Below are 26090 nucleotides of genomic sequence, written 5' to 3'. Positions count from 1 at the left end.
GCCGACCGCATGACCCGGCTGCTCGTCACCGGTGCCGGCGGGATGCTCGGCCGGGACCTGGTCGCCGTGCTGGCGGCCCGGCCCGACCTGAAGGTGACCGCCGCCACCCGCGCCGACCTGGACATCACCGACCCCACCGCGGTCGACACCGCGGTGGCCGGACACGACGTCGTGATCAACGCGGCGGCGTGGACCAACGTCGACGGCGCCGAGACCGACGAGGCCGCGGCCACCGCCGTCAACGGCGCGGGCCCGGCGAACCTCGCCGCGGCGTGCGCGACCGGCGGAGCGCGGCTGATCCAGGTCTCCACCGACTACGTCCTCGCCGGCGACGCGCACACCCCCTACCCGGAGGACGCGCCCACCGCGCCGATCAACGCCTACGGCCGCGGCAAACTGGTCGGCGAGCAGGCCGTCGCCCGGCTGCTGCCCGACACCGGGTACGTGGTCCGCACCGCCTGGCTGTACGGCGCGCACGGGCCGAACTTCGTGGCCACGATGCTCCGGCTCGCCACGCAGCGTGAGCACCTCGACGTGGTCGACGACCAGCACGGTCAGCCCACCTGGTCCTACGCCCTCGCCGAGCGGTTGGTCGCGCTCGCCGACGCGGCGGTGGCCGGCCGCGCGGCTCCGGGCGTCTACCACGGCACCTGCGCCGGTCAGACGACCTGGTACGGGCTGGCCCGGGCCACGTTCGCGCTGGCCGGGCTCGACCCGGACCGGATCCGACCCACCACCAGCGACCGGTATCCCCGTCCCGCTGCCCGCCCGGCGTACAGTGTGCTAGGGCACAGCCGCTGGGCGGCCGCAGGTCTGCCGCCGCTTCCGGACTGGCACGCCAGCCTGGTTGACGCGTTCGACTCCCCCGCTCCACCCGCCCCGTGGAAGGTCGCATGAAGCTCACCCTCGTCACCGGCCTGACCGGCCTGCTGCTGCTCGCCACCATCGTCGAGCTGCTGCGCCGTCGTCAGCTGCGCGAGAAGTACGGCATGCTCTGGCTCGCCGTGCTGATCATCGTGATTCCGCTGTCCCTGTTCCCCCGGCTGCTCGACAACGTCGCCGAACTCCTCGGCGTCGCCTCCGGTGTCAGCCTCGTGCTCTTCCTCGGCATCGTCTTCCTGCTGCTGGTGTGTGTGCACCTGAGCTGGGAGGTCAGCGCCCTGGAAGAGGAGACCCGCACCCTGGCCGAAGACTTCGCCCTGCTCCGCGCGCAGATCGACGCGGACCGGGCGGCCCGAGACGAACTGGTGTCCAGCGATGGTTAACGGCAAGCGCACCTTGATCATCATCCCGGCCCTGAACGAGTCGGGCTCCATCGCCGACGTGGTCGGCGAGGTCCGGGGCGAGCTGCCCGGCGTCGACGTGCTCGTCGTCGATGACGGCTCCACCGACCGCACCGCGGCCGTCGCGGCCGCCGCCGGCGCCCGCGTCGCCAAGCTGCCGTACAACCTCGGCGTCGGTGGCGCCATGCGTCTCGGCTACCGCTACGCCCGCGACCACGACTACGACGTCGCCATCCAGATCGACGCCGACGGTCAGCACGACCCCCGGTACGTGCCGAAGCTCGTGGACCTCCTCGAGGACAGCGACCTGGTCATCGGCGCCCGGTTCGCTGGCGAGGGCGACTACAACGTCCGCGGCCCCCGCCGCTGGGCGATGGTGATGCTCTCCGCCGTGCTGTCCCGGGTGGCCCGCACCAAGCTCACCGACACCACCTCGGGCTTCCGGGCCGCCAACCGGCGGGTCATCGAGATGTTCGCCGGCTGGTACCCGGCCGAGTACCTCGGCGACACGGTGGAGACCCTGGTGCACACCGCCCGGCGGGGCTTCCGCATCCGCCAGGTGCCGGTCGCCATGCGCAAGCGGATGGCCGGCACGCCCAGCCACTCCCCCGCCAAGGCGATGATCTACCTCGGTCGTGCGTTCGCCGTGCTCACGCTGGCGCTCATCCGCCGGTGATCCGTCGCCTGCTGCGCCTGATCCCGCCCGGCACCATCGCTGTTGGTGCCGGGCTGGGTCTTCTCGGCCTCGCCTCGTACGTCCACCTCGCGGTCGCCGGCCACAGCCTCACCGAAGCCGACTACAACTCCCTGTCGGTGCTCTGGTCGATCGTCTTCACCCTCGGCATCGGCGTCTTCATGCCCGTCGAGCAGGAAGTCGCCCGGGTCGTCGCCGCCCGCCACAGCCAGGGCCTGCCCCCGGGCCCGGTCCTGGCCCGCGGCGTCGCCATCGCCGCCGCGCTGCTCGCCGTACTGGTGCTCGCCGTCACCGCCGGCCGTCAGCTGATCGCCGACCGGCTCTTCGCCGGCGACGGCACCATGGTCGTCGTGCTGGTCGGCGCGCTCGCCGCGATGGCCGTCGCGTACTCCACCCGCGGCGTCCTCTCCGGCCTGCAACTCTTCCCCTGGTACGGCACCCAGCTCGGCATCGACGGCGGGCTGCGCATCATCCTGGTCGCCCTGCTCGGGCTCGCCGGGGTGACCTCCCCCGTCTGGTACGGGCTGGTGCTGGTCGCCGCGCCGCTGGTCAGCGTCCTGCTCACCCTGCCCCCGGTGCTCCGCACCATCGGCGGCGGCACGCCGGTCGCCTGGGGCACGCTGCTGCGCGGGCTCGGCCTGCTCATCGTGTCCAGCCTGCTCTCCCAGGTCGTGGTCAACGTCGGCGTCATCAACGTCAAACTGCTCGCCCCCGACGACGTCGCCGCCGCCGGCGCGCTGCTCTCCGCCCTCGTGCTGGTCCGCATCCCGCTGTTCGTCTTCGGCTCGATGCAGGCCTCGCTGCTGCCCGGCCTGGCCACCACCGCCACCACCGGCGACCAGGCCGGCTTCCACAGCCTGCTGCGCCGCGCGCTCGGCATCGTCACCGCGCTCGGCCTCACCGGGGCTCTCGGCGCCGTGCTGGTCGGTCCCTGGCTGGTCCGCACCCTCTTCGACGCCCCCGGCGTCCTGGGCCACAGCGACTTCGCCTGGCTGGCCGTCGCCACCCTCGCCTACCTGTGGGCGATGGTCCTCGGCCAGGCCCTGCTCGCCCTCGACCGGCACCGTGCCCAGGCAATCGCCTGGGTCGCCGGCGTCGCCGCCCTGATCGTCGTGACGTTGCTCCCGGCCCCGGTGATCCTCCGGGTCGAGCTGGCCTACACCATCGGCTCCGTCGTCGTGGCCGCCACGATGGCGGTGCTGCTGCGCGGCAGCACCCGCCGCGCCCCCACCCCCACCCGGCCGCTGGACGACGCCGTCGCCCCTGCCGTATCCGGAGGCATCCGATGACCCGCCCACAGGTGACCGCGGTGATGCTCGCCTACGGCGCCGAACCGTACCTGGTCGACGCCGCCCGGGCCGTGCTGGCCAGCACCGACGTCGACATCGAGCTGATCGTCGTCGACAACGGTTGCACCGGCGACGGCATCGACATCGTCAAGGGCTTCCCCCAGGTCCGGGTCGTCCGTCCCGAACAGAACACCGGCTACTCCGGCGGCTGCCGGGTCGGCGCCGCCGAGGCCACCGGCGACTGGCTCGCCTTCGTCAACTCCGACGCCGTCGTCGCCCCGGACGCCCTCGCCAAGACCGTCGCCGTGGCCGCCGAACCGGGCGTCGGCGCCGCCATGGCCTCGATCCGGCTCGCCGACACCCCCGAGCTGATCAACACCTCCGGCAACCCGCTGCACTTCACCGGGCTGTCCTGGGCCGGCGGCAACGGCGAACCAGCCACCGCCCACGCCCGCCGGACCAGCGTCCCCTCGCTCAGCGGCTGCTGCTTCGTGATCAGCCGGCAGCGGTGGCAGGAACTCGACGGCTTCGCCGCCGAATACTTCGCCTACCACGAGGACACCGAGCTCAGCCTGCGGCTCTGGCAGCGCGGCCTGCGCCTGGAGTACGTCCCGGACGCCGTCGTGCGGCACCACTACGAGTTCTCCCGCAACGACCTGAAGCTCTACCTGGTGGAACGCAACCGCCTCGTCACCCTGCTCACCGCGTACCAGACCCGGACGCTGGTGGTGCTCGCCCCGATGCTGCTGCTCACCGAGGCCGCCATGCTCGCCGCCGCACTCGCGGGCGGCTGGACCAGGCAGAAGACCCGCGGCTGGGGTTGGCTGTGGCGCAACCGGGCCTGGGTCGGCGCCCGTCGACGTCAGCTTCAGAGCGAGCGCACCGTGCCCGACGGCGTGATCGCGGAGCTGATGACCGCCCGGGTCGCCCCGTCGAACGTCGACTCGCCTCCCGGGATGGGCGTGTTCAACGCGGTCGCCGCCGGCTACTGGGCACTGGCCCGGCCGCTGCTGCAGCGCCGCTGACCAACCCCCGCAGACACGAGCGCCGGGGACCGCTTCCGCGGTCCCCGGCGCTTCTGTCTCACGATCAGAGGTCGGCCTGACCCGGCCGATCCTCCAGGTCCGCGGAGCCCGCGGAACTCGTCGGCTTACCGGCCTCCCCGGTCGGCACGCTCGGCGTGTCCGGCCCGTCGCCGGCCGGTGGCGCCGCCTCCCCGTCCAGCAACGCGGTCAGCGCGGCCCCGGTGATCCGCCGGAACGTCCGGCCGACCCGGTGGCGGTCCAACACCGCCACCTCGAGCTGGTTCGCGGCGATCGTCCGGGCGGCACCGCCCTCGCCGCCGACGCTGCTCAACGCCTGCATCGCGACCTTCACCGCCTCGCCGAGCGACATGTCCGGCCGGTGGTTCGCCTTCAGCACGCCGGTGATCGCCTCGGCCTGCCCGCCCATCGCCATCCGCCCCGGCTCATCGTTGACCGAGCCGTCGTAGGTGAGCCGGTACAACTCGTCGTCGGCGGCGGTGGCCCCGACCTCCGCCACGCAGATCTCCACCTCGAACGGCTTCGACTGCTCGGTGAAGATCGCGCCCAGGGTCTGCGCGAACGCGTTGGCCAGCGCCCGGCCGGTGACGTCCCGACGGTCGTAGCTGAGCCCGTTCAGGTCGGCCATCCGCACACCGGCCCGCCGCAGGTTCTCGAACTCGTTGTACCGGCCCACCGCGGCGAAGCCGATCCGGTCGTAGATCTCGCTGACCTTGTGCAGGGCGCTGGAGAGGTTCTCCGCGGCGAAGAGCACCCCACCGGAGTAGCTCAGGACCACGGCGCTGCGCCCCCGGGCGATGCCCTTGCGGGCCAGCTCGGAGCGGTCGCGCATGATCTGTTCGGGCGAGGCGTAGAACTGCATGGCCACGGCGGCGGTTCTCCTTACGGCGCTGTGCTGACGACTGCTGACTGGTGGGGGTGGACGGGGCTCAACCGCCCGGGTTCTCCATCCGGCCGGCGACCACGCCCTCGGCGATCGTCGCCGTCTCGGCATCGGTGAGCCGGTGGGTGCCCTCGGCGGTCGCGGTCATCACCACCGGGTAGATCCGCCGGGTCAGGTCCGGCCCGCCGGTCGCGGTGTCGTCGTCGGCCGCGTCGTAGAGCGCCTCGACCGCGAGCCGCGTCGCGTCCTGAACGGTGAGGCCGGCCCGGAAGCGCTTCTTCAGCGCGGACTTGGCGAACAGCGAGCCCGAGCCGATGGCGTCGTAGCCGGTCTCCTCGTACGGGCCGCCGGTCACGTCGAAGCTGAAGATCCGGCCGGCCTTCGTGGGGTCCGCGGCGGCCAGGTCGAAGCCGGCGAAGAGCGGCACCACGGCCAGCCCCTGCATGGCGGCGCCCAGGTTGCCCCGGATCATCGAGGCCAACCGGTTGGCCTTGCCGTCCAGCGAGAGCATCGCGCCCTCGATCTTCTCGTAGTGCTCCAACTCCACCTGGAACAGTCGCATCAGCTCGATGCCGATGCCCGCCGTGCCCGCGATGCCGACCAGCGAGTACGCGTCGGCCGGGTGCACCTTCTCAATGTCGCGCTGGGCGATCAGGTTGCCCATGGTGGCCCGACGGTCGCCGGCCATCACCACACCGTCGGCCGCCGCGATGGCCACGATGGTGGTCGCGTGCGGCGCCAGGTCGGCGGCCATGCCCGGCGGCAGCGGCCGTCGACCGGGCAGCATCTCGGGCGCCACCCGGCTCAGAAACGTGGTGAAGGAGGACGTCCCCGCGTTGGTGAACACATCTGGTAGACGCCCGGATGGATCAAAGCCCGCTGCCACGTGGTTCCTCTCAGGTACGTGATCGCCCTGGCCAGCCTCATGGGACTGTCACGGAACTGGCCAAGACCACCGTTGCAGTTGAAGCAGAGTATCCCGCGCACCCATCCGGTGCGATGATCGTGGTCCAGATGTTGCGGGTCCGCGCCGCCACAGATCGCGCAGACCCCGCCCTGCTCGGCCAGGAGCTCCTGAAACTCCTTCTCCCCGATGCCGTACCGCCGCCGCAGGTGGTACTCGCGGGACCCACCATGCAGACGAAGCCTGCTCTCCTTGCCCTTCTCGTTGTGGCAAGGCTTGCAGTATCGGCCGTAACCACCACGCCCGGAGCGGTTCCGCGGAAAGTCGTCGAGAGGCTTGATGGCACCGCAGTCAGGGCATCGCCGATGGCCCTCCGGAACCACTGGAAGCTGTCGCACGTCCCTGCCCTGTCGCTCCTTCAGGCGCTTCGCATAGCTCGCCTTGGAGCGAACGTTGAAGCAGGGCTTGCAGTAGCTGCCGTGACCGTCCGGCCGTCGGCTGCTGGTGCAGAACTGATCGAGCGGTAACCACTCACCGCAGTCTCGGCAGCGGCGGTGACCGTCTCGATCCTTCGACGGGCGAGGCATGTCCGAGTTGCCCGGCTATGCCCTATTCACCCCCTTTTTGTACATAGCCCCTCACAAATTCCTCGGCGTTCTCTTCGAGGACGGAGTCGATCTCGTCGAGCAGGTCGTCGACGTCCTCGGTGATCTCGGCGTGCCGCTCAGCCACCTCGGGGTTGGCCTCGGTGGTGACGTCCTCGATCTCCTCGCCCTGGCGGGACTTGCCGGACTGCGACTGGCCGCCGCTGTCATGAGTGGCCATTGCTGCCTCCTCCACGATCGTCTGCGATCAACTTACCTCGCTGAGGCGACGAAAAGCCCGCCGCGCGCCGGCATGCGGCACCCGGCGGGCATCCCGACACACGCTCAGCCCCCGGTCAACGTCTCCAGCAGGTCCTTGGCGCTGGCACACCGGTCGAACAGCGCCCCGACGTGCGCGCGGGTGCCCCGCTCCGGCTCCATCATCGGCACCCGGACCAGCGACTCCCGGCCCACGTCGAAGATGACCGAATCCCAGCTCGCGGCGACGACCTCAGAGGCGTACTGGGCCAGGCAACGACCACGGAAGTACGCCCGGGTGTCCTCCGGCGGCTCCGTCATCGCGCTGCGCGTCTCCTCGTCGGTGAGCAGCGTCTTCATCGCCCCCCGGGTCACCAGCCGGTGGTAGAGGCCCTTCTCCGGCCGGACGTCGGAGTACTGCAGGTCGACCAGCTGGAGCTTGTGCGAGCCCCAGCCGAGCTTCTCCCGCTCCCGGTAGCCCTCGAGCAGCCGCAGCTTGGCCACCCAGTCCAGCTCGTCGGCGCAGAGCATCGGGTCACGGCCGAGCCGGTCCAGCACGCTCTCCCACCGGTCGAGCACGTCGACGGTCTGCTCGTCGACGTCCGTGCCGTACCGGTCGTCGACAAAGGACCGAACCCGCTCCAGGTAGGCCCACTGCAGGTCCAGCGCGGTGAGCCGGCGGCCGTCGCGCAGCCGCATCCGGTGCGACAGGCTGGGGTCGTGGCTGACCGCGCGCAGCTCGCTGACCGGGTCGGCGATGCCGAGGTCGCTGCCGAGCGCCTTCTCCTCGATCATGTTGAGGATCAGCGAGGTGGTGCCCACCTTGAGGTAGGTGGAGATCTCCGAGAGGTTGGCGTCGCCGATGATGACGTGCAGCCGGCGGTACTTGTCGGCGTCGGCGTGCGGCTCGTCGCGGGTGTTGATGATCGGTCGCTTGAGGGTGGTCTCCAGGCCGACCTCGACCTCGAAGAAGTCAGCACGTTGGGAGATCTGGAAACCGCTCTGCCCGCCGTCCTGCCCGATGCCCACACGGCCGGCACCGCAGACGATCTGCCGGGTCACGAAGAACGGCGTCAGGTACGCCACGATGTCGGCGAACGGGGTCTGCCGGCGCATCAGGTAGTTCTCGTGCGCCCCGTAGCTGGCGCCCTTGTTGTCGGTGTTGTTCTTGTAGAGGTGGATCGGCTGGGTGCCGGGGATGGTGGCGGCCCGGCGGGACGCCTCGGCCATCACCCGCTCGCCGGCCTTGTCCCAGCGCACCACGTCACGCGGGGTGGTGACCTCGGGCGTGGAGTATTCGGGGTGGGCGTGGTCGACGTAGAGGCGCGCCCCGTTGGTGAGTATCACGTTGGCCAGGCCGAGGTCCTCGTCGGCCAACGCCTCGGCCGGGTCGTACGCGGCCCCGGAGTAGGTGAAGCCGCGGGCGTCGCGCAGCGGCGATTCCTCTTCGTAGTCCCACCGTGCCCGCCCGCCCCGGTTCAGTTCGGGGCGGGCCCCATAGGCATTGACCACCTGCGACGAGGTGACCATCGGGTTGGCTCCGGCCTGGCCGGGCACGGAGATGCCGTACTCGACCTCGGTGCCCATGATCCGACGTACCGTCATGCGACCACTCGCTTCGCTCGCCCACGGAGCAGGCGTGCCCGCCGCTCACACCATCGAGACTAGTCTGCGCGGTGGCCGACCGCGCAGCCCTGCCGCACGGCGCGGCGCGGCTACCGCGGAGTGCCGGGCTTGAGCGGCACCAGCGTCAGACCCTCCCGGAGGGAGGGGTCGGCCTTGAGCGCTCCATCGATGGCCTTCTGGGCGTCCGGGTGGGCCACGATGAGCCGCAGCGGGCGGGGAACGCGACGCAGGATCTCCGCGGTCCGGGCGGGCTCGTCGTAAATCCGGAAGTAGATGCCGGGCTCGGTCTGGCCGCTGGTGCCCTGCATGGCCGAAAGGAAGATCGACTCCCGGTAGCCCTGGAGGCCCTGCTTGTCCACCACCAGGGTGACGGTGCCGGGGATCGCCGGGTAGTTCCGGTAGGCGATGTTGGTGACCGACGCGGAGCGGGTGATGTCCCGCACCTCGCGGTCGGCCCAGTCCTTCGCCCAGGTGCCGTTGCTGCCGGTGCGGTGGAAGAAGCCGCCGGTCCAGCCGATCACACCGGTGCCGGCGAGCAGCGCGACCGTCACCAGCGCGGCGGTGGCGACGGACGGCAGGGCGCCGCTGATCGGGCGGCGGCTCGGCTCGGAATCGGTGCTCTCCGCGGGCACGGGCAGCAGTCGGGCGAGCGCGGCGGCGCCGATGATGAGCACAGCGATGACCAGGTGTGCGGTCTTGCCGAAGTAGTACGCGGGCTGGGTGCCGTTGACGAGGTTCACGGCCGCCATGCTGGCGGAGAAGAGCACGGCGACGGCCAGCGCGACGAGGTAGCGCCGCCAGGTGGACTCGCTCCGGTTGGTGGCCACGGAGACGGCGGCGAGGACGACCGCGCCGAGGCCGAGCATGGCGTTGTAGGTCTCCACCGGGGGCGTACCGCCGGGGGCGGCGAGCGCCTCGCTCTGGCCGGCGACGAACAGGCCGAGCAGCGCGGTCAGCGGGGCCAGGGCGGCCGTGACCACCGCGATGACGGCGACCGTGCCGAGGCGGGCACGCAGCCGACGCCGGTCGGCGATCAGCCAGCAGAGCACCATGGCGCCGGTCGGGAAGAGGAAGAGGTAGTAGCAGAAGCCGATGCCGATCAGCAGCGCCCCGACCAGGATGAGTTGCTCGCGGAGTCGGCTCAGGGGGCGGACGACGAGGGCGACCAGGAACACCGCGAGGCTCAACCCGAACGTCTCGCTGGGGTAGCCGGCGACCAGCAGTCGCGGCAGTTCGGTGCCGAGGACCAGCGCGGTGACGCCGATGATGAGGACCAGCCGGCGCAGCGGGTGCAGCGGGCCGGCGACGTGCTGGGCGGCCCAGACCAGCGCGAGCACCAGCACCCCGAAGGTGGCGAGACACCAGAGCACGTAGTGGTCCATGAGGGCCGGCCCGGCGGGCGCGGGGCCGGAGCTGCGCAGGAAGCCGTCGAGCAGCGCGGAGGTGAGGTGCCAGCCCTGCGGGTAGTGGACCAGGCCGGAGAAGATCTGCTCGCGGGCCGTGTCGGGGTCGACGAAGAGGTAGCCGCCGAGACGGCCGATCACGTCGAAGAGGGCCGGGTGGCGGCCGTTGTCCTCGCCGACCATGGCGAGGTTGAGCCGCTGACCGAAGCTGGTGGCGCGCAGGTAGGGGGTGGCGAGGTAGCCGGCGGCGACGGCGGCGGCGGCCACCGAGGCCAGGTCGGACCAGCCGGGGCGGGGCAGCCGGGGGGCGCGCCGGGAGAGCACGGCGGCCAGGGTGAGGACGGTGAGCGCCAGCCCGGAGACCGGCACCGGGTGCAGGCCCCAGGGCCAGACGCTGAAGAGCAGGCCGGCGGCGCAGGTGAGACCGGCCAGCAGGGCGAGGGCGAGCACCATCCGGTCGAGGAGGGTACGCCCGGAGCGCAGCAGGCTGGCCGTGCCGAACAGCACCAGTGGGGGCAGCAGCCAGGCGGCGTGTACGGCGTTCGCGGCGAGCGGCAGAAGCCAGCACGCGACCAGCACGGCCAGGAGCAGGCCGATGCCGGGGCGCCGGGCGGCCGGCGTGGTGGGCGTGGTGGGCGGGCTTGCTACGGGTTCCCGGTTGTCCGTGCCACCCGGCACTGCTGGCATTTCCTTGGTGGCGTCGGCGCGCACGGAGTCCTCGTTCGGTCGGTCGGTGGAGTCGCCGCAGTCTAGCCGGATCGGGCGGGAGCGTTGGCCCACCGGTGGCGCGCCGGAGTGTGTGGCCAGCCGACGCAGCCAGCGGCGGCACCGGACAGAGCCGGTGCCGCCGCTGGGTGGTCGATCAGAGGTACTGGCCGGTGTTGCTGGCGGTCTCGATGGACCGGCCGGCCTCGGCCCCCTTGCCTCCGGAGACGAGCGTGCGGATGTAGACGATCCGCTCGCCCTTCTTGCCGGAGATGCGGGCCCAGTCGTCGGGGTTGGTGGTGTTGGGCAGGTCCTCGTTCTCCCGGAACTCGTCGACGCAGGCGTCGAGCAGGTGCTGCAGGCGCAGCCCCTTGCGACCGGAGGTGAGGAACTCCTTGATGGCCATCTTCTTGCTGCGGTCGACGATGTTCTGGATCATCGCGCCGGAGTTGAAGTCCTTGAAGTAGAGGACTTCCTTGTCGCCGTTGGCGTAGGTCACCTCGAGGAAGCGGTTCTCCTCGGTCTCCGAGTACATCCGCAGCACGACGGCGTCGATCATCGCCGCGACGGTGGCCTGGGGGTCGGCTCCGTGCTCGGCGAGGTCGTCCGGGTGCAACGGCAGCCCGGAGAGGATGTACTTGGAGAAGATGTCCTTGGCCGCTTCGGCGTCGGGCCGCTCGATCTTGATCTTCACGTCGAGCCGACCGGGACGCAGGATCGCCGGGTCGATCATGTCTTCCCGGTTGGAGGCGCCGATGACGATGACGTTCTCCAGCCCCTCCACGCCGTCGATCTCGCTGAGCAGCTGGGGGACGATCGTGTTCTCCACGTCCGAGGAGACACCGGAGCCGCGGGTCCGGAAGATCGAGTCCATCTCGTCGAAGAACACGATCACCGGGGTGCCCTCGCCGGCCTTCTCCCGGGCTCGCTGGAAGATCAGCCGGATGTGCCGCTCGGTCTCACCGACGTACTTGTTGAGCAGCTCCGGGCCCTTGATGTTGAGGAAGAAGCTGGTGTGCTTCTCCTTACCCTGGCGCTCGGCGATCTTCTTGGCGAGCGAGTTGGCCACCGCCTTGGCGATCAGCGTCTTGCCGCAGCCGGGCGGGCCGTAGAGCAGGATGCCCTTCGGCGGGCGGAGCTGGTGCTCACGGAACAGGTCCGCGTGCAGGAACGGCAGCTCCACCGCGTCGCGGATCTGCTCGATCTGCGACTGGAGGCCACCGATGTCGGAGTAGTCGACGTCGGGCACCTCCTCCAGGACCAGCTCCTCGACCTCGCTCTTCGGGATCCGCTCGTACGCGTACGCCGAGCGGGGCTCGATCATGAGCGAGTCGCCGGCCCTGATCGCCGAGCCGATGAGCGTCTCGGCGAGGTGCACGATGCGCTCCTCGTCGGAGTGGGAGACCACCAGCGCCCGGTCACCCGGCCCGCCGTTCGGTCCCTCCAGGATCTCCTTGAGCATCACGACCTCGCCGACCCGCTCATAGCCGAACGCGTCGACGATGTTGAGCGCGTCGTTGAGCAGGACCTCCTGGCCGCGGCGCAGCTCGGCCACGTCCAGCGAGGGCGAGACCGCGACCCGCAACTTGCGGCCGCCGGTGAAGACGTCCACCGTGCCGTCGTCGTGCTTGGCCAGGAAGACGCCGTAACCACTCGGCGGTTGTGCGAGGCGGTCGATCTCCTCCTTGAGAGTGACGATCTGCGTGCGAGCCTCCTTGAGGGTGCTCACCAGCCGGTCGTTGTTCTCGGTCAGCCGCGCCAACTGTGCCTGGGTGGCCGCCAGCCGCTCTTCGAGCTGCCGGACGTGTCGGGGGCTTTCGGTCAACTTGCGCCGCACCAGGGCGAGTTCCTCTTGCAGGAACGCGACCTGCGTGGAGAGATCGTGGGCTTCCTTCTCCCACCGTGCGGCGCGCGAGTCCGCGTCGTCGCTGCGTGCCACGTCCCACCTCCCCGGGGGGCTTGAACGTTCTGCCCTAACACTAGCCGCTATGAGGCCGATTCGGTCCCACGCAACACCCTCGTCACCGAACCTTGATCGCCAAGGGTGGCCTGGCGGGCCGGTACCGGCGTTCGGGTACCGTCGAAGCGTAGGACGCGAGAACATGGGGGGTGCACCGGTGGCCGAGGTCGCGACCGACCAGCTGCAGGTCTGGGTGGACCAGGATCTCTGCACGGGCGATGGGCTCTGCGTGCAGTACGCGCCGGAGGTGTTCGAGTTCGACATCGACGGCCTGGCGTACGTCAAGGGCGCCGACGGTGAGCTGCGGATGGCGCCGGGCAGCCGGGTCGACGTGCCCGAGCACCTGCGACTCGAGGTGATCGACTCCGCGAAGGAGTGCCCGGGCGACTGCATCCACGTGGTGCGCGGCGACGGCGTCGAGGTCGCCGGCCCGGACGCCGAGGACTGAGCAACCCCGTCGGGCCGCCCCACCCGGGCCGGCCCGACGGGTCACGCCTCAGAGCATCGGGCGGCCGACCACCGAGGCGACCAGCCGGGCGAACTCCTCCAACCGGGCGATCTGCCCGGCGCCCCCGTCGTCGAGGGTCTTGCCGAAGCGCAGCGCGTCGTGTCGCGGCGCGCCGACCATCTCCTCGCTCGGCGGTGCCTCGTCCAGCGAGGTGAGCAGCAGGTACACGTCGATGCTGTCGACCCGGATCTCGCCGCTCTCGGTGCGGTTGAGCCGACGCCGGCAGCCGACCTCGGTGACGGTGGAGACCGGCACCACCCGCAGGGACGAGGTCATCGATCCCGGTGGCCCCTCCCCCGGCGGCACGTCCTCGCCGTGCCAGAGGATCAGCCGGCTGCCGTCGCAGACCACGACTTCCTGCCACACGCCGTTGACCTCGTTGACGAAGCGTTCCAGCGTGAAGCCGAGCACCGACGCGCCGCGCAGCACCCCACCGAGCGCCTCCAGGGCGACGTCCGGGTCGCGCAGGTAGGCGCGCGCCGCCGACTCCAGGTCCTGGTACGGCGACCAGTCCGGAAACACGGCGGGCAGGTCACCGCCGCCGTAGCCCGGTCGGCTCATCCCGCCGCCTCCCCCCGCTCGGCGACGACGCCGACGCCCAGCTCGATGGTCACGGCCTGCCCATCTCCCCCGTCGCGTCGGGCTGGACACCGGCCGCCTGGGCGGCCGCCGCCTGCCGGGCCGCCTCCGCCTCGCGCAGGTCCTGCCGGCGCTGCACGTACGCCTCGGTGCCCTTGCTGGGCTTGCGCCGCCGGGGCGGCGCGGTGACCCCGGGGGCCAGCTTGCGCGCGGAGACCAGGAACGCGGTGTGCGCGATCATGCGGTGGTCCGGTCGGACGGCGAGACCCTCGGCGTGCCAGTCCCGCACCAGCGACTCCCAGGCCCGCGGCTCGGTCCAGCCGCCGCGCTCGCGCAGCGCCTCCACCAGCTCGGAGAGCTGCGGCGTGGTGGCCACGTAGCCGATGAAGACGCCGCCGGGCACCAGCGCCCGCTCGACCATGTCGAGGGTCTCCCACGGGGTGAGCATGTCCAGGATGATCCGGTCGAAGCCGGTCTCCTCGCACGCGGCGACGTCGCCGACGTGCAGGTTCCACGCCGGGTGCGGCCCGTTGAAGAACGCCTCGACGTTGCGCTTGGCGATCTGCGCGAAGTCGTCGCGCAGCTCGAACGAGTGCAGCTCACCCTCGGTGCCGACGGCGCGCAGCAACGAGCAGCTGAGCGCACCGGAGCCGGCGCCGGCTTCGAGGACCTTCGCGCCGGGGAAGATGTCACCCATCGCGACGATCTGCGCCGAGTCCTTCGGGTAGATCACCTGCGCGCCGCGCGGCATGGACAGCACGTAGTCCGACAGCAGCGGCCGCAGCGCCAGGAACGCGGTGCCGCCGCCGGAGGTGGTCACCACACTGCCGTCGGGCAGCCCGATCAGCGCGTCGTGCGCCAGGATGCCGCGGTGGGTGTGGAACTCCTTGCCGGGCTCCAGCGTCACGGTGTGCATCCGCCCCTTGGGGTCGGTCAGCTGCACCCGGTCGCCGGGCCGGAACGGCCCGCGGTGCACGGGTGTCAGGGCCGGGGTGGCGGTGTCGGCCGGGACGGTGGAGGGAGTTGCGGTCACGATGTCATCTTCCGGTTGGGTTCGAGGAGCTGCGCCAGGTCCGCGATGTGCAGGATGCCGACGACATCTTCGCCTGCGGTCACCACGTACTGTGCGCCCGGGTGGCTCTGCACGGCGTCCATCACCCGCTCCCCGTCCAGCCCGACCGGCAGCGCGGGAAGCGTGCCCAGTGACCGGGCGACGGCGTCCACCGCCAGCCACGGGCGACGCTCGGCGGGCACCGCGTCGGCGGCGGCCGGGTCGACCAGCGCCACCGGCCGGCCGGTGGAGTCGGTGACCAGCAGCGCGGCACCGGGTTGCCCGCCCTCGGCGCGCCGCCGCTGGGCCTCGGACAGCGGCGTGCCGGTGGCCACCGGCCAGACCGGGCGGGCCAGCCGGGACAGGTCGATCAGCGGAAACCGGCGGCTGGCCCGGGCCGCCCGGATCGACTGCCCGGCGCCGCGCCAGAGGGTGATGGCGACCAGCAGCATCAGCGGCAGAGCCAGCGGTGCCAGGTAGTCGGCCAGCGTGAGCAGGAGGACCAGGGCGGCGGTGCCGGCGGCGACCACCCGGCCCGCCCAGCCGGCGACCTCGGTGCCGCGGTGCCGGTCGTGGGTGAGCCCCCACACCAGGGCGCGCAGCGCCCGGCCGCCGTCCAGCGGCAGCCCGGGCAGGATGTTGAACAGCGCGACGATGACGTTGCTCACGGCGAGCTGGAAGGCCAGCTGGTGGGCCACGGTCCGCTCGGGCAGGGCGAGCGTGGCGACCACCGCGCCGATGCCGAGCACCGCGGACACCGCCGGGCCGGCCAGCGAGACCAGCAGGTCGACCCGGGGCGACGGGGCGTCCCGGTCCATCTCGGTGTACCCGCCGAGCAGTTCCAGGGTGATCCCGCGCACACCGATGCCGTACCGCCGGGCGGTCAGCGCGTGGCCCAGCTCGTGCAGCAGCACCGAGCCGAGCAGCGACACCACGAACCCGAAGCCGATCAGGTAGCCGCTGACCTGCGGCAGGTCCAGCTGCCGGCGGGCGAACTCGGCGTACAGCACGGCGACGAGCAGGGCGAGCAGGACCATGGAGCCGTTGAGGTGCAACGGCACCCCGAACACCCGGCCCACGCTCAGGCCGGGGCGGCGATCGGGCCGGCGCGGCGGTCGGGATGTCTGCTCCATCGGGACGATGCTACGGACCGGCCGCGCGGCGGTCGGTGTCACACCGGTGCCCTAACCTTTGCGGACATGACGGCGGAACCGGTCACCACCTCCCAGTCCCCCTCCCCGGCGCAGGTGCCGCCCACGGTGCGGGCCTCGCTGTCGCCGTCGCGGGCGGCCGACTTCAAGACCTGCCCCCTGCTCTACCGGTTCCGCAGCATCGACCGGCTGCCCGAGCGGACCACCGTCGAGCAGGCCCGGGGCACCCTGGTGCACGCCGTGCTGGAGCGCCTGTTCGACCTGCCGGCGCCGGGCCGCACGCCGGCCGCGGCCGGTGACCTGGTGGCCCCGCAGTGGGACCGGATGGTCACCGAGCAGCCCGAGCTGGCCGGGCTCTTCGAGGATGCCGAGCCGGCCGGCCCGGTCGAGTTCCTCCGCTCCGCCGCCGCGCTGTTGGAGGGCTACTTCGCCGTCGAGGACCCGACCCGGCTGGAGCCGGCCGAGCGGGAGAGCCTGATCTCGGCGGTGGTCGACGAGGAGCTGCTGATCCGGGGCTACCTCGACCGGCTCGACGTGGCTCCGGACGGCGCGCTGCGGGTGGTCGACTACAAGACCGGTGGCGCTCCACGGGAGGCGTTCGAGGCGCGGGCGCTGTTCCAGCTGAAGTTCTACGCGCTGGTGCTGTGGCGCACCCGCGGCGTGGTGCCCCGGGTGCTGCGGCTGCTCTACCTGCGCGACGCCGAGGTGTTGGACTACACGCCCGACGCCGAGGAGCTGGTCCGCTTCGAGCGCACGGTGGTGGCGCTGTGGCGGGCGATCGAGCAGGCCACCGCAAGGCAGGATTTCCGGCCCCGGCCGAGCCGGCTCTGCGACTGGTGCAGCCACCAGGCGCTCTGCCCCACCTTCGGTGGCACCCCGCCGCCGTTCCCGGTCGCGGCGGCGGCCGCCGATCCGCTGCGCGACGCCCGCTCCGGTCCGGTGGCGCCGGGCGCCGACGAGTGACCTCCGGGCGCCGCCGCTGACCGTCGTCCCCGGGCAGAAACCCGACCGTGCCGGTCCGGCAACGGTCGGGACGCGGCGACGGGCCGGCCTCTACGGTGGTCCGCGACGCACGGGCCGGTGTGCGCGAGGATGGCCGGTGCGGCAGCGGCGTCGGCGCGGGACAGGGAGACGAGATGAGCGATCGGGTGGCCTCGGCGCGGCCGGTGCGGATCCTGCTCGCCGACGACCAGCCGCTGCTGCGTACGGGCTTCCGGATGGTGCTGGGCGCCGAGCAGGACCTGGACGTGGTGGCGGAGGCCGGCGACGGCCTGGAGGCGGTGGACCTGTCCCGCCGGCTACTGCCCGACGTGGTGCTGATGGACATCCGCATGCCCCGGATGGACGGGGTGGCCGCCACCCGGGCGATCGTCGACGCCCGGCTGCCGGTGCGGGTGCTGGTGCTGACCACCTTCGACCTCGACGAGTACGTGGTGGGCGCGCTGCGCGCCGGCGCCAGCGGGTTCCTGGCCAAGGACGTCCCGGCCGAGGAGTTGATCGCGGCGATCCGCACCGTGGCCGGCGGAGACGCGGTGGTGGCCCCCCGGATCCTGCGGCGGTTGCTGGACCGGTTCGCCGACCTGCTGCCCGACCCGGCGGCGACACCGTCGGCGGCGCTCAGCGCGCTCACCGACCGGGAACGCGAGGTGCTGGTGCAGGTGGCCCGAGGGTTGTCCAACGCCGAGATCGCGGTGGCGCTGTCGGTCAGCGAAACCACCATCAAGACACATGTCGGGCACGTGCTGACCAAGCTGCGGCTGCGCGACCGGGTGCAGGCCGTGGTGCTGGCGTACGAGTCGGGGCTGGTCCGTCCCCGGGCGTAGGCCTGACCCACCCGGCTACCTCACCCGGCGTACCCGAAGATCCCTCCGTGGGGTGACGGCTGGCTTGCCGTGCTCACCTACCGTGACCGGAGATGGCTTGGCGGGGTTGATCCTCTCGTGGGTTCACCTCGCAGCCTGCCGGCGGCGTTTCGCCGGTCGGGAAACGGATCGACCGGCCGTCGGGTCAGGGGCAACCCTGAGCCGGCATGGGGGTGCACCCGCAGCGCGAAATCCGCGCCGGGTCCCCCCGTGGGCGGACGGTACGGGCGTGAGCAGCGCCGATGATGGAACAGTCGCGCCGGACCAGCGGGGGCGGCGCGTATTGGCAGAGACGGAAGAGGTAGATGACGTGACCGCGACGGTAGGCCAGCAGGCGCAGGCCGCGGCCCGGGCGAACGACGTGTGGAAGGTGTACGGCAGCGGTGAGGCACAGGTCATCGCGCTACGAGGGGTCAGCGCGGAGTTCGAACGCGGTCGGTTCACCGCGATCATGGGTCCGTCGGGTTCCGGCAAGTCGACGCTGATGCACTGCCTGGCCGGCCTGGACTCGGTCACCCGCGGCACGGTGGCGATCGGCGAGACGACCGTCACGGGGCTGGGTGACTCGGGGTTGACGAAGCTGCGCCGCGACAAGGTCGGTTTCATCTTCCAGCAGTTCAACCTGCTGCCGACGCTGACGGCCAAGGAGAACATCCTGCTGCCGCTGTCGATCGCCGGGCGCAAGCCCGACCCGGCCTGGTACGACACGGTGATCGACACGGTCGGCCTGCGGGACCGGCTGGACCACCGGCCGGCGCAGCTGTCCGGCGGGCAGCAGCAGCGGGTGGCGTGCGCGCGGGCGTTGGTGTCCCGCCCCGAGGTGATCTTCGCCGACGAGCCGACCGGCAACCTGGACTCCCGCTCCGGCGCGGAGGTGCTCCGCTTCCTGCGCAACTCCGTCCGCGAGCACGGCCAGACCATCGTGATGGTCACCCACGACCCGACGGCCGCCGCGTACGCCGACCGGGTGGTCTTCCTGGCCGACGGGGAGATCGTCTCGGAGCTGATCGAGCCGACCGCCGAGACGGTGCTGGACACCATGAAGAAGCTGGACACTCCGGCTGAGGTGGGCAACTGATGTTCCGGGCGACACTGAAGAGTCTGCTGGCCCGCAAGGTCCGGCTGATCCTGTCCGGGCTGGCGGTGGTGCTCGGCGTGATGTTCGTGTCCGGCGCCTTCGTGCTCACCGACACGCTGGGCCGCTCCTTCGACTCGGTCTTCGCCGACGGCTTCTCCGAGATCGACGTGAACGTCACGGCGAAGCCGAAGGTGGAGGTCAGCGAGATCGAGGGTGAGCAGACCGCCACCCCGCTGCCCGCCGCCGTCGTGGACCGGGTCAAGCAGGTGCCGGGCGTGGCCTCGGCGACCGGCATCGTCAACGCCGACGGCGCCCGCGTGATCGGCAGCAACGGCAAGGTAATCACCTCGTTCGGTCCGCCGCAGTTGGGCGAGAACTGGACCGGGGAGAGCGAGCTGCTGCAACTGCGGGAGGGCCGCGGGCCGCAGGCCGACGACGAGATCGTCCTCAACAAGTCACTGGCGACGGCGGCGAAGGTGCAGGTCGGCCAGAAGGTCGGCGTGCTCACCGCCTTCGAGTCGAAGAAGCGGGACTTCACCCTGGTCGGCATCGTCGGTTACAGCGGTGACCGGGACTCGATCGGCGGGGTCAACGAGGTCTTCTTCACCACCCCGGTGGCGCAGCGGCTGATGATCGGCGAGCCCGACGCGTTCAGCAGCATCACCGTGCGCGCCGCCGGCGGGGTCTCCGACGAGACGCTGCGCGACGACGTCGCCCGCACCCTGGGCGCCGACTACGAGGTGAAGACCGGCGAGCAGGTGGCCGCGGACGCCTCGGCCAGCCTGAAGGAGGGCCTGTCCTTCTTCAACAAGATCCTGCTCGGCTTCGCCGCGGTGGCGCTGCTGGTGGGCACCTTCCTGATCCTCAACACCTTCTCGATCATCGTCGCCCAGCGCACCCGGGAGCTGGCGCTGATGCGCGCCATCGGGGCCAGCGGCCGGCAGATCATCGGGTCGGTGGTGCTGGAGGCCATCGCGGTGGGGCTGATCGCCTCGGTGCTCGGCCTGGCCGCCGGCATCGGCGTGGGCGCGCTGCTGGCGTTCCTGTTCGGCAAGCTGGCCGGTGGGCTCACCCTGGCCGGGATCGGCGTGCCGGCGGCCGCGGTGATCGGCTCGTTCGCTGTCGGTCTGGTCATCACCGTGGTGGCGGCGCTGCTGCCGGCGCTGCGGGCGTCCCGGATCCCGCCGATCGCCGCGATGCAGGACGTGGCCACCCCGGACCGGCCGTTGACAAAGGTCACGATCGCCGGGTCGGTGGTCACCGGTATCGGCGCGGTGCTGCTGTTCCTCGGGCTCAGTGGCAACGCCAGCGGTCAGACGCTGCCCACCATCCTCGGTGGGGTGCTGTTCGCCTTCATCGGCGTGGCACTGCTGACTCCGCTGATCAGCCGGCCGGTGGTGGCCCTGCTCGGTGCGATCTTCTCCTGGTCGGTCCCGGGCAAGCTGGGCCGGCTGAACTCGGGGCGCAACCCGCGCCGCACCGCGATCACCGCTGCCGCGCTGATGGTCGGCATCGCGCTGGTCACCGGCGTGACGGTGATCCTGGACTCGGCCAAGGGCAGCATCAGCGCTCTGGCCGAGGACACCATCAAGGCCGAGCTGGTGATCTCCGGTGCGCAGGGCGGTCCGCGACCGCCGAGTTTCGACCCGGCCGTCCTCGACCGGGCCAAGGCCCTGCCGGGCGTGCAGATGGTCGACGGCGAGTACGGCGACATGGCGAAGGTCAACGGCGAGAGCACCTGGGTCGCGGCGAGCAGTGACATCGCGTCGCTGCGGCAGATCTTCGGCGCGAAGCCCACCGCCGGTGACATCGACCGGCTCGGGCCGACCCAGATGCTGGTCAGTTCGGACACCGCAACCTCCCGCAACCTGTCGGTGGGCTCGACGGTCAACGTGCAGCTGACCCGCGGTGAGGCGCGGACGTACACGGTCAGCGGCATCTACGAGGCGTCCCAGCTGACCAACCCGGTGACGCTGCCGGCGACGGCCGCGAAGGACTTCGCCATCCCGCAGCCCATCCAGGGCTTCATCCAGCTGGCCCCGGGCACGCGGGTCGGCGACGTGCAGCCGCAGGTGGAGGCGCTGCTCGCGGACAGCCCCGAGGTGTCGGTGGCCGACCGGGCGGCGTTCATCAAGCAGCAGACCGGTCAGCTCGACGGGCTGCTCACGATGATCCAGATCCTGCTGGCGTTGGCCATCGTGATCGCCGTACTGGGCATCATCAACACCCTGGCGCTGTCGGTGCTGGAGCGGACCCGGGAGTTGGGTCTGCTGCGGGCGATCGGTCTGCGCCGGTCGCAGACCATGGGCATGATCACCGTGGAGGCGGTGGTGATCTCCGTGTTCGGCGCTCTGCTGGGCGTGGTGGTCGGCAGCGGCCTCGGCGCCGCGGTGGTCGAGGCGCTCAAGGACGAGGGGATCACCGACCTGATCCTGCCCTGGGGGCAGATGGGCGTCTTCCTCGGTCTGGCCGCGATCATCGGGGTGGTGGCCGCGGTGCTGCCGGCGGTGCGGGCGGCACGGATCAACGTGCTGGGCGCGATCGCCCACGACTGAGCAGACAGTCACCACGGACCCCCGGTGCCGTTCGCGGCGCCGGGGGTCCGTGCTGTCCGCCTCGGCCGAATTGCCCTCCGGGACCGGGCCCGAGCTGCCACGATGGCGGTGCCGGCCCGCCCGCGGTTCCGGGCGGCGGTGGCGAGCCGGGAAGGGTGACATGACCGATCAGGACGCGTACCAGCGAGCCCTGGACAACGCCGAGCGGCTGCTCGGTCAGCCGCTCACGCTGCCGCTCGGCGAGGGCGAGCCACCCGTCGGGCAGGACTTCCGCCGCCTGGCCACCGTGCAGACCTTCGGCGAGGCATGGCCCCGCCCGGGGTTGGACCTGCACAGCCGCTGCCTCGTCTCGGTGGCCATCGCCGCCGCTCTCGGCACCCACGAGCCGCTGCGCGGTCAGCTGCGCATCGCGCTGCAGTCGGGGGTGACCAAGGAGGAGATCGTCGAGCTGTTCATCCACCTGGCCGCCTACGCGGGAGCCGCGCGGGCGTTCGACGGTTATCAGGTGGTCGCCGCGGTTTTCGCCGAGCGCCCCTGATCCGCGCCGCCCCCGGTCAGCCGGTCGCGCCGGCCCGGTCGACCAGCAAGGCGGCGAGCAACTCCAGGTCCGCGCCGGTCAGGCTCTCCACCTGGTGTACGCCGGCCGTGACCGGCAGCGGTGCCTCCGCGGGTACGGCCAGCACAGCCGCGCCGGAGGCGAGCGCGCTGGCCACCCCGGTCGGCGAGTCCTCGATCGCCACGCAGCGGCTGATCGGAACGCCCAGCAGCCGGGCCGCGGTCAGGTACGGCTCCGGGTGGGGCTTGGCGGCGACCACCTCGTCGCCGCAGACCACCACGTCGAAGCTGTCCCGGCCTAGGGTGTCCAGGGCGATCTCGACCAGCGGCCGACCGCTGGAGGTGACCAGCGCGGTGGGGATGCCCGCCGTCCGCACCGCCCGCAGCAGGGCGAACGCGCCGGGGCGCCACCGCAGCCCGGTGCGGAACAGCTCCAGGATCCGGGCGTTGATCCACGCCGCGCTGGCCTCCGGGTCCCGTTCGGGCTGCCCCAGGTCGTCGTGCAGGATGCGCATCGACTCGGCCATGCTGGTGCCGATGATCGACCGGCGGGCGGCGAGGGAGAGCTCCCCGCCGTACTCCCGGGCGAGCTCCTGGAGCGCGATGTCCCACAGCTTCTCGCTGTCGACCAGCGTGCCGTCCATGTCGAAGAGCACGGCGGCGGGGTGTTGGCTGCTCAGCGGATCCTCCAGGGTCGTGGCCGACACCGGCGATCCTGCCAGGGCCGGCCGCGGCGGGTGCCGGCGGCGGGCGAAGGGGTGATCCGGGCAACCCCGGTCAGCTCAGGTCACACGCGTCCAGGGAGCGCTCGTACCCGCGGAAGAACGACTCGGTGCGCTGCTCGGCCGTGCCGTGCGACCCCTCGGCGAACCACGGCTGGTCGGGGTCGTCGCCGACCGCCGCCAACCCCTCCCGGAACTCGTCCAGGTCGCCCTCGGCGAGGGTCAGCGCGCCGGAGCGCACCGAGTCGCCGAGGTACGCCCCGGCCATGCAGTCGGCCTGCAACTCCTGCTGGATGGTGAAGGTGTAGCGGATGCCGAGGCGCACCTGGATGCCGTGGGCGTACTCGTGGCCGAGCAGGTAGAACACGAACGCGTCGCCGACCTGGCGGAACGCCGCCACCGACCAGGTGACGTCGTAGGCGATGAAGTCACCCTGCGAGCAGTAGACGGCGTTGTTGCGCGGCAGCGCCTGACCGCCGCAGGACACCTGACCCGCCCGCTGGTACGGGACGATCTGCCGGACCGGCCGGAAACGCTGCCCGGAGGCCTTGAACTGGGCCGCCCAGTACCGCTCGGCGATCGCCTGCGCGTCGGCGACGTCCTGCTGGAACTCGGCGACACTGGTGGTGCTGTCGGCCCGGGTGGTGCTCGGATCCGGGGCGGCCGTCTGACGGCCCGGCGCCGGGCGCTCACCCTCCGGCTCGGCCACCCCGCCGACGGCGCAGGCGACCGACACCAGCGCGGCGATCAGCAGGCCCACCAGCGGACCCCGCGCGTCGCGACCTGACCGTGCCCCCACTGCGCCTCCCCTGGCGTCGGCTCCGCACAGGCAGTACCCCCGACATCGGAGCGCCATTCCACCGACCTGATTCACGGGAACCGGCACCGGATGGTTCACGGCGCGGGTGCCGGGCGACCACAATGGTGCGGGGCGGGTGTCCGTCCGGTCAGGAGGGTCGTGGTGCACGTGCTGGGCAGCCGCCGCCGCAGCCAGCCGGCCCCGCCGCACGTCGTGTGGCGCTCGCTGCGGGACCCGTACGAGGCCGGCAGCCGGCCCTGGCTGGAGCTGCGCGACGACGAGGTGCCGCCCCGGGTGGTGGCGGGATACGCGCCGGTGCTGGTGGTCTGGTCGTCGCTGTGGCCGCACCGGCCGCTGGACCGGGTCCGCTTCGACGTGGCCGCCCAGCCGCCCGGTCAGGGCTGCGCGCTGCGCTGGACGCTCACCACCGACGGTGAGCTGCCGAGCGAGAGCACCCTCGGGTACCTGCGGCACCGCCTCAACTACCTGATCAACGATCGGCTCCGGCTCTCGTACGGGCAGTGACCCGTCAGCCGCCGCTGCCGTCGCGCCCCCGCTGCCAGGTGTCGCCCTGCTCGGCGTGCCGCTCGGCCTCGTACCTCTGCTGAGTGGCCCGCGCCGCCCGAGCGGCGGCATCGTCGTCGGCGGAACTCAACCGCCCCCGGTCCCGCCACGCCACCACCCCGAACGCCGCACCCCCCACGGCGACAAGAATCCCCAGTACCACCCACACGGTCGTCATCCCTCCACGCTAACGACCCCCCACCACCCTCCCGACCCCCTCCCACCCCGGTGATCATGAAGTTGTTGCTGGCCGGTGCGGCGTGTCGTGACAACAACGTCATGGTCACGGGGGTGGTCGAGTTCGCGGGAACTAGCGTGTCCGGGTGGGGTTGGTGGCTTCGACGTCTCTGGTGAGCGGCGCCGTCGTGGCGCCGGGACAGGAGGGACCACCGTGAAGTACATGATCCTGCTCTACGGCTCGCAGCAGGACTACGACGTGCTCTCCGGCCGGGCGACCGACCGGCCGGCCATGTCGGCCGAGCAGATCGCGGCCATGCACGAGCACATGGAGACGTTCCACCAGGCGCTCGCCGAGTCCGGGGAGCTGGTTGACGCCCGGGGTCTCAGCGAGCCGGTGCACGCCCGCCGGGTGCAGGTGCGCGAGGGCGCGCCCGTGGTCACCGACGGCCCGTACCCGGAGACGCAGGAGGTGCTGGCCGGCTACACCATCGTGGAGTGCGCCAGCTTCGACCGGGCCACCGAGATCGCCGCCGGCCTGGTCGACCCGGACGCGCCCGGCGGGTACGTGGACGTGCGGCCGGTGCTGGACGGCGTCGAGGACCTGGCCGGCTGACGGTGCCGAACCCCGTCGAGGACCTGCTGCGCGGCCTCGCGCCGCAGGTCCTCGGCGCGCTGGTACGCCGCTACGGGCACTTCGACACCGCCGAGGACGCCGTCCAGGAGGCGCTGATCGCCGCGGCGGGTGGCTGGCCGCGCGACGGCGTACCGGAGAACCCGCGTGGCTGGCTGATCACCGTCGCGTCCCGCCGGCTGACCGACCTGCTGCGCCGCGAGCAGGCCCGGGTGCGGCGGGAGGACACCGTGGCGCGGTGGGTGCTGCCCGAGCAGTGGCAGGCTCCCGCAGCGGACCGGCCACCGGCCGACGCCGACGACACGCTCATCCTGCTGTTCCTGTGCTGCCATCCGGCGCTCTCGCCGGCGTCGCAGATCGCGCTGACGCTGCGCGCGGTGGGCGGGTTGAGCACCGCCGAGGTGGCCCGCGCCTTCCTGGTGCCGGAGGCGACGATGACCCGGCGGATCAGCCGGGGCAAGCAGCGGATCCGCGACAGCGGGCTGCGGTTCGCCCCGCCCACCGGCCCGGAGCGGGCCGAGCGGCTCGCCGCCGTGCTGCACGTGCTCTACCTGGTCTTCACCGAGGGGTATGCGCGTACCGCCGGCCCCGGCCTGCTGCGCGCCGACCTGACCGCCGAGGCGATCCGGCTGACCCGCCTGGTGCACCGGCTGCTGCCCGACGATCCCGAGGTCACCGGGTTGCTCGCGCTGATGCTGCTCACCGACGCCCGCGCCCCGGCCCGGATCGGCCCGCACGGCGAGCTGGTGCCGATGGCCGAGCAGAACCGTGGCCGGTGGCGGGCCGACCAGATCGCCGAGGGCGTCGCGTTGATCACCGGGGCGCTGCCGCGCGGGGTCGTCGGGCCGTACCAGCTCCAGGCGGCCATCGCGGCCGTGCACGACGAGGCGCCCAGCGCGGCGGCCACCGACTGGGCGCAGATCACCGCCCTGTACGAGGTGCTGATGGGCATGTCCAACAACCCGGTCGTGGCACTCAACCACGCGGTGGCGGTGGCGATGAGCCGGGGCGCGCCGGCGGGGTTGGCGCTGCTCGCCGAGCTCGCCGACGACGGCCGGTTGGCCGACGATCCCCGACTGCCGGCCGCCCGCGCCCACCTGTGGGAGCTGGTCGGCGAGCGCGGCGCCGCCGGGGAGGCGTACCGGATGGCGGCGGCGAGGTCGACGAACCTGGCCCAGCAGCGCTACCTGAACGCCCGCGCGGACCGCCTCGCCGACTGAGTC

28 protein-coding genes are annotated in these 26090 nt (G+C 72.0%); 15 read left to right on the top strand and 13 right to left on the bottom strand.

The genetic code is table 11. From position 1 onward, the window contains the following. Window positions 1-9: 9 nt before the first annotated feature. Genes rfbD through ACTWLT_RS29345 form a run of 5 tightly spaced genes read left to right on the top strand, consistent with a single transcriptional unit; the run spans window position 10 to window position 4291 of the window. On the top strand, window positions 10-897 hold the full coding sequence (rfbD, locus tag ACTWLT_RS29365; RefSeq protein WP_445321162.1) for a dTDP-4-dehydrorhamnose reductase: 888 nt from the start codon (window positions 10-12) through the stop codon (window positions 895-897). Further along, the gene (locus ACTWLT_RS29360; protein ID WP_252414680.1) at window positions 894-1265 is read left to right on the top strand and encodes a DUF2304 domain-containing protein; all 372 of its coding nucleotides are present in this window, start codon (window positions 894-896) and stop codon (window positions 1263-1265) included. Before rfbD ends, ACTWLT_RS29360 begins: the two co-directional genes overlap by 4 nt. Continuing rightward, window positions 1258-1959 carry a glycosyltransferase family 2 protein gene (locus ACTWLT_RS29355; protein WP_252414682.1) on the top strand — a complete coding sequence of 234 codons (702 nt, stop codon included), beginning with the start codon at window positions 1258-1260 and terminating at the stop codon, window positions 1957-1959. Before ACTWLT_RS29360 ends, ACTWLT_RS29355 begins: the two co-directional genes overlap by 8 nt. Then, window positions 1956-3266 carry a lipopolysaccharide biosynthesis protein gene (locus tag ACTWLT_RS29350; protein WP_445321156.1) on the top strand — a complete coding sequence of 437 codons (1311 nt, stop codon included), beginning with the start codon at window positions 1956-1958 and terminating at the stop codon, window positions 3264-3266. The genes ACTWLT_RS29355 and ACTWLT_RS29350 overlap by 4 nt, the downstream gene beginning before the upstream one ends. Further along, a complete protein-coding gene (locus tag ACTWLT_RS29345; RefSeq protein WP_445321155.1) occupies window positions 3263-4291 on the top strand; it encodes a glycosyltransferase family 2 protein in 1029 nt (342 codons plus the stop codon). Before ACTWLT_RS29350 ends, ACTWLT_RS29345 begins: the two co-directional genes overlap by 4 nt. A 64-nt stretch (window positions 4292-4355) precedes the next feature. On the opposite strand, the gene prcA is transcribed toward ACTWLT_RS29345, so the two are convergent. The 3 genes from prcA to ACTWLT_RS29330 form a co-directional block, all read right to left on the bottom strand. Continuing rightward, window positions 4356-5177: a proteasome subunit alpha gene (prcA, locus tag ACTWLT_RS29340; protein ID WP_445321154.1), complete on the bottom strand. Its 822-nt coding sequence runs from the start codon at window positions 5175-5177 to the stop codon at window positions 4356-4358. Between the two features lie 61 nt (window positions 5178-5238). Then, window positions 5239-6078: a proteasome subunit beta gene (gene prcB, locus ACTWLT_RS29335; RefSeq protein WP_252414688.1), complete on the bottom strand. Its 840-nt coding sequence runs from the start codon at window positions 6076-6078 to the stop codon at window positions 5239-5241. Continuing rightward, on the bottom strand, window positions 5997-6260 hold the full coding sequence (locus tag ACTWLT_RS29330) for an endonuclease VII domain-containing protein (RefSeq protein ID WP_445321161.1): 264 nt from the start codon (window positions 6258-6260) through the stop codon (window positions 5997-5999). Before ACTWLT_RS29330 ends, prcB begins: the two co-directional genes overlap by 82 nt. Between ACTWLT_RS29330 and ACTWLT_RS29325 the strand changes: the two genes are divergently transcribed. Further along, window positions 6192-6623 (top strand): hypothetical protein, encoded by a 432-nt coding sequence (locus ACTWLT_RS29325; protein WP_445321163.1) that lies wholly within the window; start codon window positions 6192-6194, stop codon window positions 6621-6623. The two genes, ACTWLT_RS29330 and ACTWLT_RS29325, sit on opposite strands and share 69 nt — an antisense overlap. Before the next feature lie 82 nt (window positions 6624-6705). On the opposite strand, the gene ACTWLT_RS29320 is transcribed toward ACTWLT_RS29325, so the two are convergent. From ACTWLT_RS29320 to arc, 4 genes are all read right to left on the bottom strand, one after another. Continuing rightward, window positions 6706-6921: a ubiquitin-like protein Pup gene (locus tag ACTWLT_RS29320; protein ID WP_088948111.1), complete on the bottom strand. Its 216-nt coding sequence runs from the start codon at window positions 6919-6921 to the stop codon at window positions 6706-6708. 104 nt (window positions 6922-7025) lie between these two features. Further along, window positions 7026-8543, bottom strand: a complete 1518-nt coding sequence (gene dop / locus ACTWLT_RS29315) for a depupylase/deamidase Dop (protein WP_374556881.1) — start codon at window positions 8541-8543, stop codon at window positions 7026-7028. 110 nt (window positions 8544-8653) lie between these two features. Beyond that, on the bottom strand, window positions 8654-10678 hold the full coding sequence (locus ACTWLT_RS29310; RefSeq protein WP_445321153.1) for a hypothetical protein: 2025 nt from the start codon (window positions 10676-10678) through the stop codon (window positions 8654-8656). Between the two features lie 151 nt (window positions 10679-10829). Further along, a complete protein-coding gene (arc, locus tag ACTWLT_RS29305; RefSeq protein WP_252414690.1) occupies window positions 10830-12611 on the bottom strand; it encodes a proteasome ATPase in 1782 nt (593 codons plus the stop codon). Between the two features lie 178 nt (window positions 12612-12789). Between arc and ACTWLT_RS29300 the strand changes: the two genes are divergently transcribed. Further along, the gene (locus ACTWLT_RS29300; RefSeq protein ID WP_074309704.1) at window positions 12790-13080 is read left to right on the top strand and encodes a ferredoxin; all 291 of its coding nucleotides are present in this window, start codon (window positions 12790-12792) and stop codon (window positions 13078-13080) included. Between the two features lie 48 nt (window positions 13081-13128). Here ACTWLT_RS29300 and ACTWLT_RS29295 read toward each other — a convergent pair whose 3' ends face one another. Genes ACTWLT_RS29295 through ACTWLT_RS29285 form a run of 3 tightly spaced genes read right to left on the bottom strand, consistent with a single transcriptional unit; the run spans window position 13129 to window position 15903 of the window. Further along, a complete protein-coding gene (locus tag ACTWLT_RS29295) occupies window positions 13129-13701 on the bottom strand; it encodes a hypothetical protein (RefSeq protein ID WP_252414692.1) in 573 nt (190 codons plus the stop codon). 49 nt (window positions 13702-13750) lie between these two features. Then, window positions 13751-14752 (bottom strand): tRNA (adenine-N1)-methyltransferase, encoded by a 1002-nt coding sequence (locus tag ACTWLT_RS29290; protein WP_445321152.1) that lies wholly within the window; start codon window positions 14750-14752, stop codon window positions 13751-13753. After that, window positions 14749-15903 carry a M50 family metallopeptidase gene (locus tag ACTWLT_RS29285; RefSeq protein ID WP_445321151.1) on the bottom strand — a complete coding sequence of 385 codons (1155 nt, stop codon included), beginning with the start codon at window positions 15901-15903 and terminating at the stop codon, window positions 14749-14751. The genes ACTWLT_RS29290 and ACTWLT_RS29285 overlap by 4 nt, the downstream gene beginning before the upstream one ends. Window positions 15904-15969: 66 nt before the next feature. Here ACTWLT_RS29285 and ACTWLT_RS29280 point away from each other — a divergent pair, with 66 nt between their 5' ends. From ACTWLT_RS29280 to ACTWLT_RS29260, 5 genes are all read left to right on the top strand, one after another. Further along, a complete protein-coding gene (locus ACTWLT_RS29280) occupies window positions 15970-16884 on the top strand; it encodes a RecB family exonuclease (protein ID WP_445321150.1) in 915 nt (304 codons plus the stop codon). 173 nt (window positions 16885-17057) lie between these two features. After that, window positions 17058-17744 (top strand): response regulator, encoded by a 687-nt coding sequence (locus ACTWLT_RS29275; RefSeq protein WP_252414698.1) that lies wholly within the window; start codon window positions 17058-17060, stop codon window positions 17742-17744. Between the two features lie 349 nt (window positions 17745-18093). Further along, on the top strand, window positions 18094-18861 hold the full coding sequence (locus ACTWLT_RS29270) for an ABC transporter ATP-binding protein (protein ID WP_445321149.1): 768 nt from the start codon (window positions 18094-18096) through the stop codon (window positions 18859-18861). Further along, on the top strand, window positions 18861-21416 hold the full coding sequence (locus tag ACTWLT_RS29265) for an ABC transporter permease (protein WP_445321148.1): 2556 nt from the start codon (window positions 18861-18863) through the stop codon (window positions 21414-21416). The genes ACTWLT_RS29270 and ACTWLT_RS29265 overlap by 1 nt, the downstream gene beginning before the upstream one ends. A gap of 160 nt (window positions 21417-21576) precedes the next feature. After that, the gene (locus ACTWLT_RS29260) at window positions 21577-21954 is read left to right on the top strand and encodes a carboxymuconolactone decarboxylase family protein (protein ID WP_445321147.1); all 378 of its coding nucleotides are present in this window, start codon (window positions 21577-21579) and stop codon (window positions 21952-21954) included. A 16-nt stretch (window positions 21955-21970) separates the two neighbouring features. Here the strand turns inward: ACTWLT_RS29260 and ACTWLT_RS29255 are convergent, their stop codons facing one another. Together ACTWLT_RS29255 and ACTWLT_RS29250 are read right to left on the bottom strand one after the other, a co-directional pair. Continuing rightward, complete coding sequence (locus ACTWLT_RS29255) at window positions 21971-22627, bottom strand: HAD family hydrolase (RefSeq protein WP_445321160.1); 657 nt, start codon at window positions 22625-22627, stop codon at window positions 21971-21973. 121 nt (window positions 22628-22748) lie between these two features. Further along, entirely contained in the window at window positions 22749-23492 is a 744-nt protein-coding gene (locus ACTWLT_RS29250; RefSeq protein WP_445321146.1) for a neutral zinc metallopeptidase, read from the bottom strand. A 159-nt stretch (window positions 23493-23651) separates the two neighbouring features. Between ACTWLT_RS29250 and ACTWLT_RS29245 the strand changes: the two genes are divergently transcribed. Continuing rightward, a complete protein-coding gene (locus ACTWLT_RS29245) occupies window positions 23652-24017 on the top strand; it encodes a hypothetical protein (RefSeq protein ID WP_445321145.1) in 366 nt (121 codons plus the stop codon). Window positions 24018-24021: 4 nt separating this feature from the next. Here the strand turns inward: ACTWLT_RS29245 and ACTWLT_RS29240 are convergent, their stop codons facing one another. Then, a complete protein-coding gene (locus ACTWLT_RS29240) occupies window positions 24022-24234 on the bottom strand; it encodes a hypothetical protein (RefSeq protein ID WP_445321144.1) in 213 nt (70 codons plus the stop codon). 222 nt (window positions 24235-24456) lie between these two features. On the opposite strand from ACTWLT_RS29240, the gene ACTWLT_RS29235 reads away from it, so the two are divergent. Both ACTWLT_RS29235 and ACTWLT_RS29230 read left to right on the top strand, forming a co-directional pair. Next, complete coding sequence (locus tag ACTWLT_RS29235; RefSeq protein WP_445321159.1) at window positions 24457-24849, top strand: YciI family protein; 393 nt, start codon at window positions 24457-24459, stop codon at window positions 24847-24849. Next, window positions 24846-26087, top strand: coding sequence for an RNA polymerase sigma factor (locus ACTWLT_RS29230; RefSeq protein WP_445321158.1), 1242 nt, complete (start codon window positions 24846-24848; stop codon window positions 26085-26087). The genes ACTWLT_RS29235 and ACTWLT_RS29230 overlap by 4 nt, the downstream gene beginning before the upstream one ends. The last annotated feature ends 3 nt before the right edge of the window (window positions 26088-26090 follow it).

Source organism: Micromonospora yongxingensis (genome assembly GCF_052601155.1).
This window is presented reverse-complemented; position numbering and strand designations above follow the sequence as displayed.

Excerpts from the sequence above, each read along its gene's own strand:
- rfbD (WP_445321162.1), top strand. The coding sequence starts at position 10 with ATGACCCGGCTGCTCGTCACCGGTGCCGGCGGGATGCTCGGCCGGGAC.
- ACTWLT_RS29360 (WP_252414680.1), top strand. The coding sequence starts at position 894 with ATGAAGCTCACCCTCGTCACCGGCCTGACCGGCCTGCTGCTGCTCGCC.
- ACTWLT_RS29355 (WP_252414682.1), top strand. The coding sequence starts at position 1,258 with ATGGTTAACGGCAAGCGCACCTTGATCATCATCCCGGCCCTGAACGAG.
- ACTWLT_RS29345 (WP_445321155.1), top strand. The coding sequence starts at position 3,263 with ATGACCCGCCCACAGGTGACCGCGGTGATGCTCGCCTACGGCGCCGAA.
- ACTWLT_RS29325 (WP_445321163.1), top strand. The coding sequence starts at position 6,192 with ATGATCGTGGTCCAGATGTTGCGGGTCCGCGCCGCCACAGATCGCGCA.
- ACTWLT_RS29320 (WP_088948111.1), bottom strand. The coding sequence starts at position 6,921 with ATGGCCACTCATGACAGCGGCGGCCAGTCGCAGTCCGGCAAGTCCCGC.
- dop (WP_374556881.1), bottom strand. The coding sequence starts at position 8,543 with ATGACGGTACGTCGGATCATGGGCACCGAGGTCGAGTACGGCATCTCC.
- ACTWLT_RS29295 (WP_252414692.1), bottom strand. The coding sequence starts at position 13,701 with ATGAGCCGACCGGGCTACGGCGGCGGTGACCTGCCCGCCGTGTTTCCG.
- ACTWLT_RS29285 (WP_445321151.1), bottom strand. The coding sequence starts at position 15,903 with ATGGAGCAGACATCCCGACCGCCGCGCCGGCCCGATCGCCGCCCCGGC.
- ACTWLT_RS29280 (WP_445321150.1), top strand. The coding sequence starts at position 15,970 with ATGACGGCGGAACCGGTCACCACCTCCCAGTCCCCCTCCCCGGCGCAG.
- ACTWLT_RS29275 (WP_252414698.1), top strand. The coding sequence starts at position 17,058 with ATGAGCGATCGGGTGGCCTCGGCGCGGCCGGTGCGGATCCTGCTCGCC.
- ACTWLT_RS29265 (WP_445321148.1), top strand. The coding sequence starts at position 18,861 with ATGTTCCGGGCGACACTGAAGAGTCTGCTGGCCCGCAAGGTCCGGCTG.
- ACTWLT_RS29260 (WP_445321147.1), top strand. The coding sequence starts at position 21,577 with ATGACCGATCAGGACGCGTACCAGCGAGCCCTGGACAACGCCGAGCGG.
- ACTWLT_RS29240 (WP_445321144.1), bottom strand. The coding sequence starts at position 24,234 with ATGACGACCGTGTGGGTGGTACTGGGGATTCTTGTCGCCGTGGGGGGT.
- ACTWLT_RS29235 (WP_445321159.1), top strand. The coding sequence starts at position 24,457 with ATGATCCTGCTCTACGGCTCGCAGCAGGACTACGACGTGCTCTCCGGC.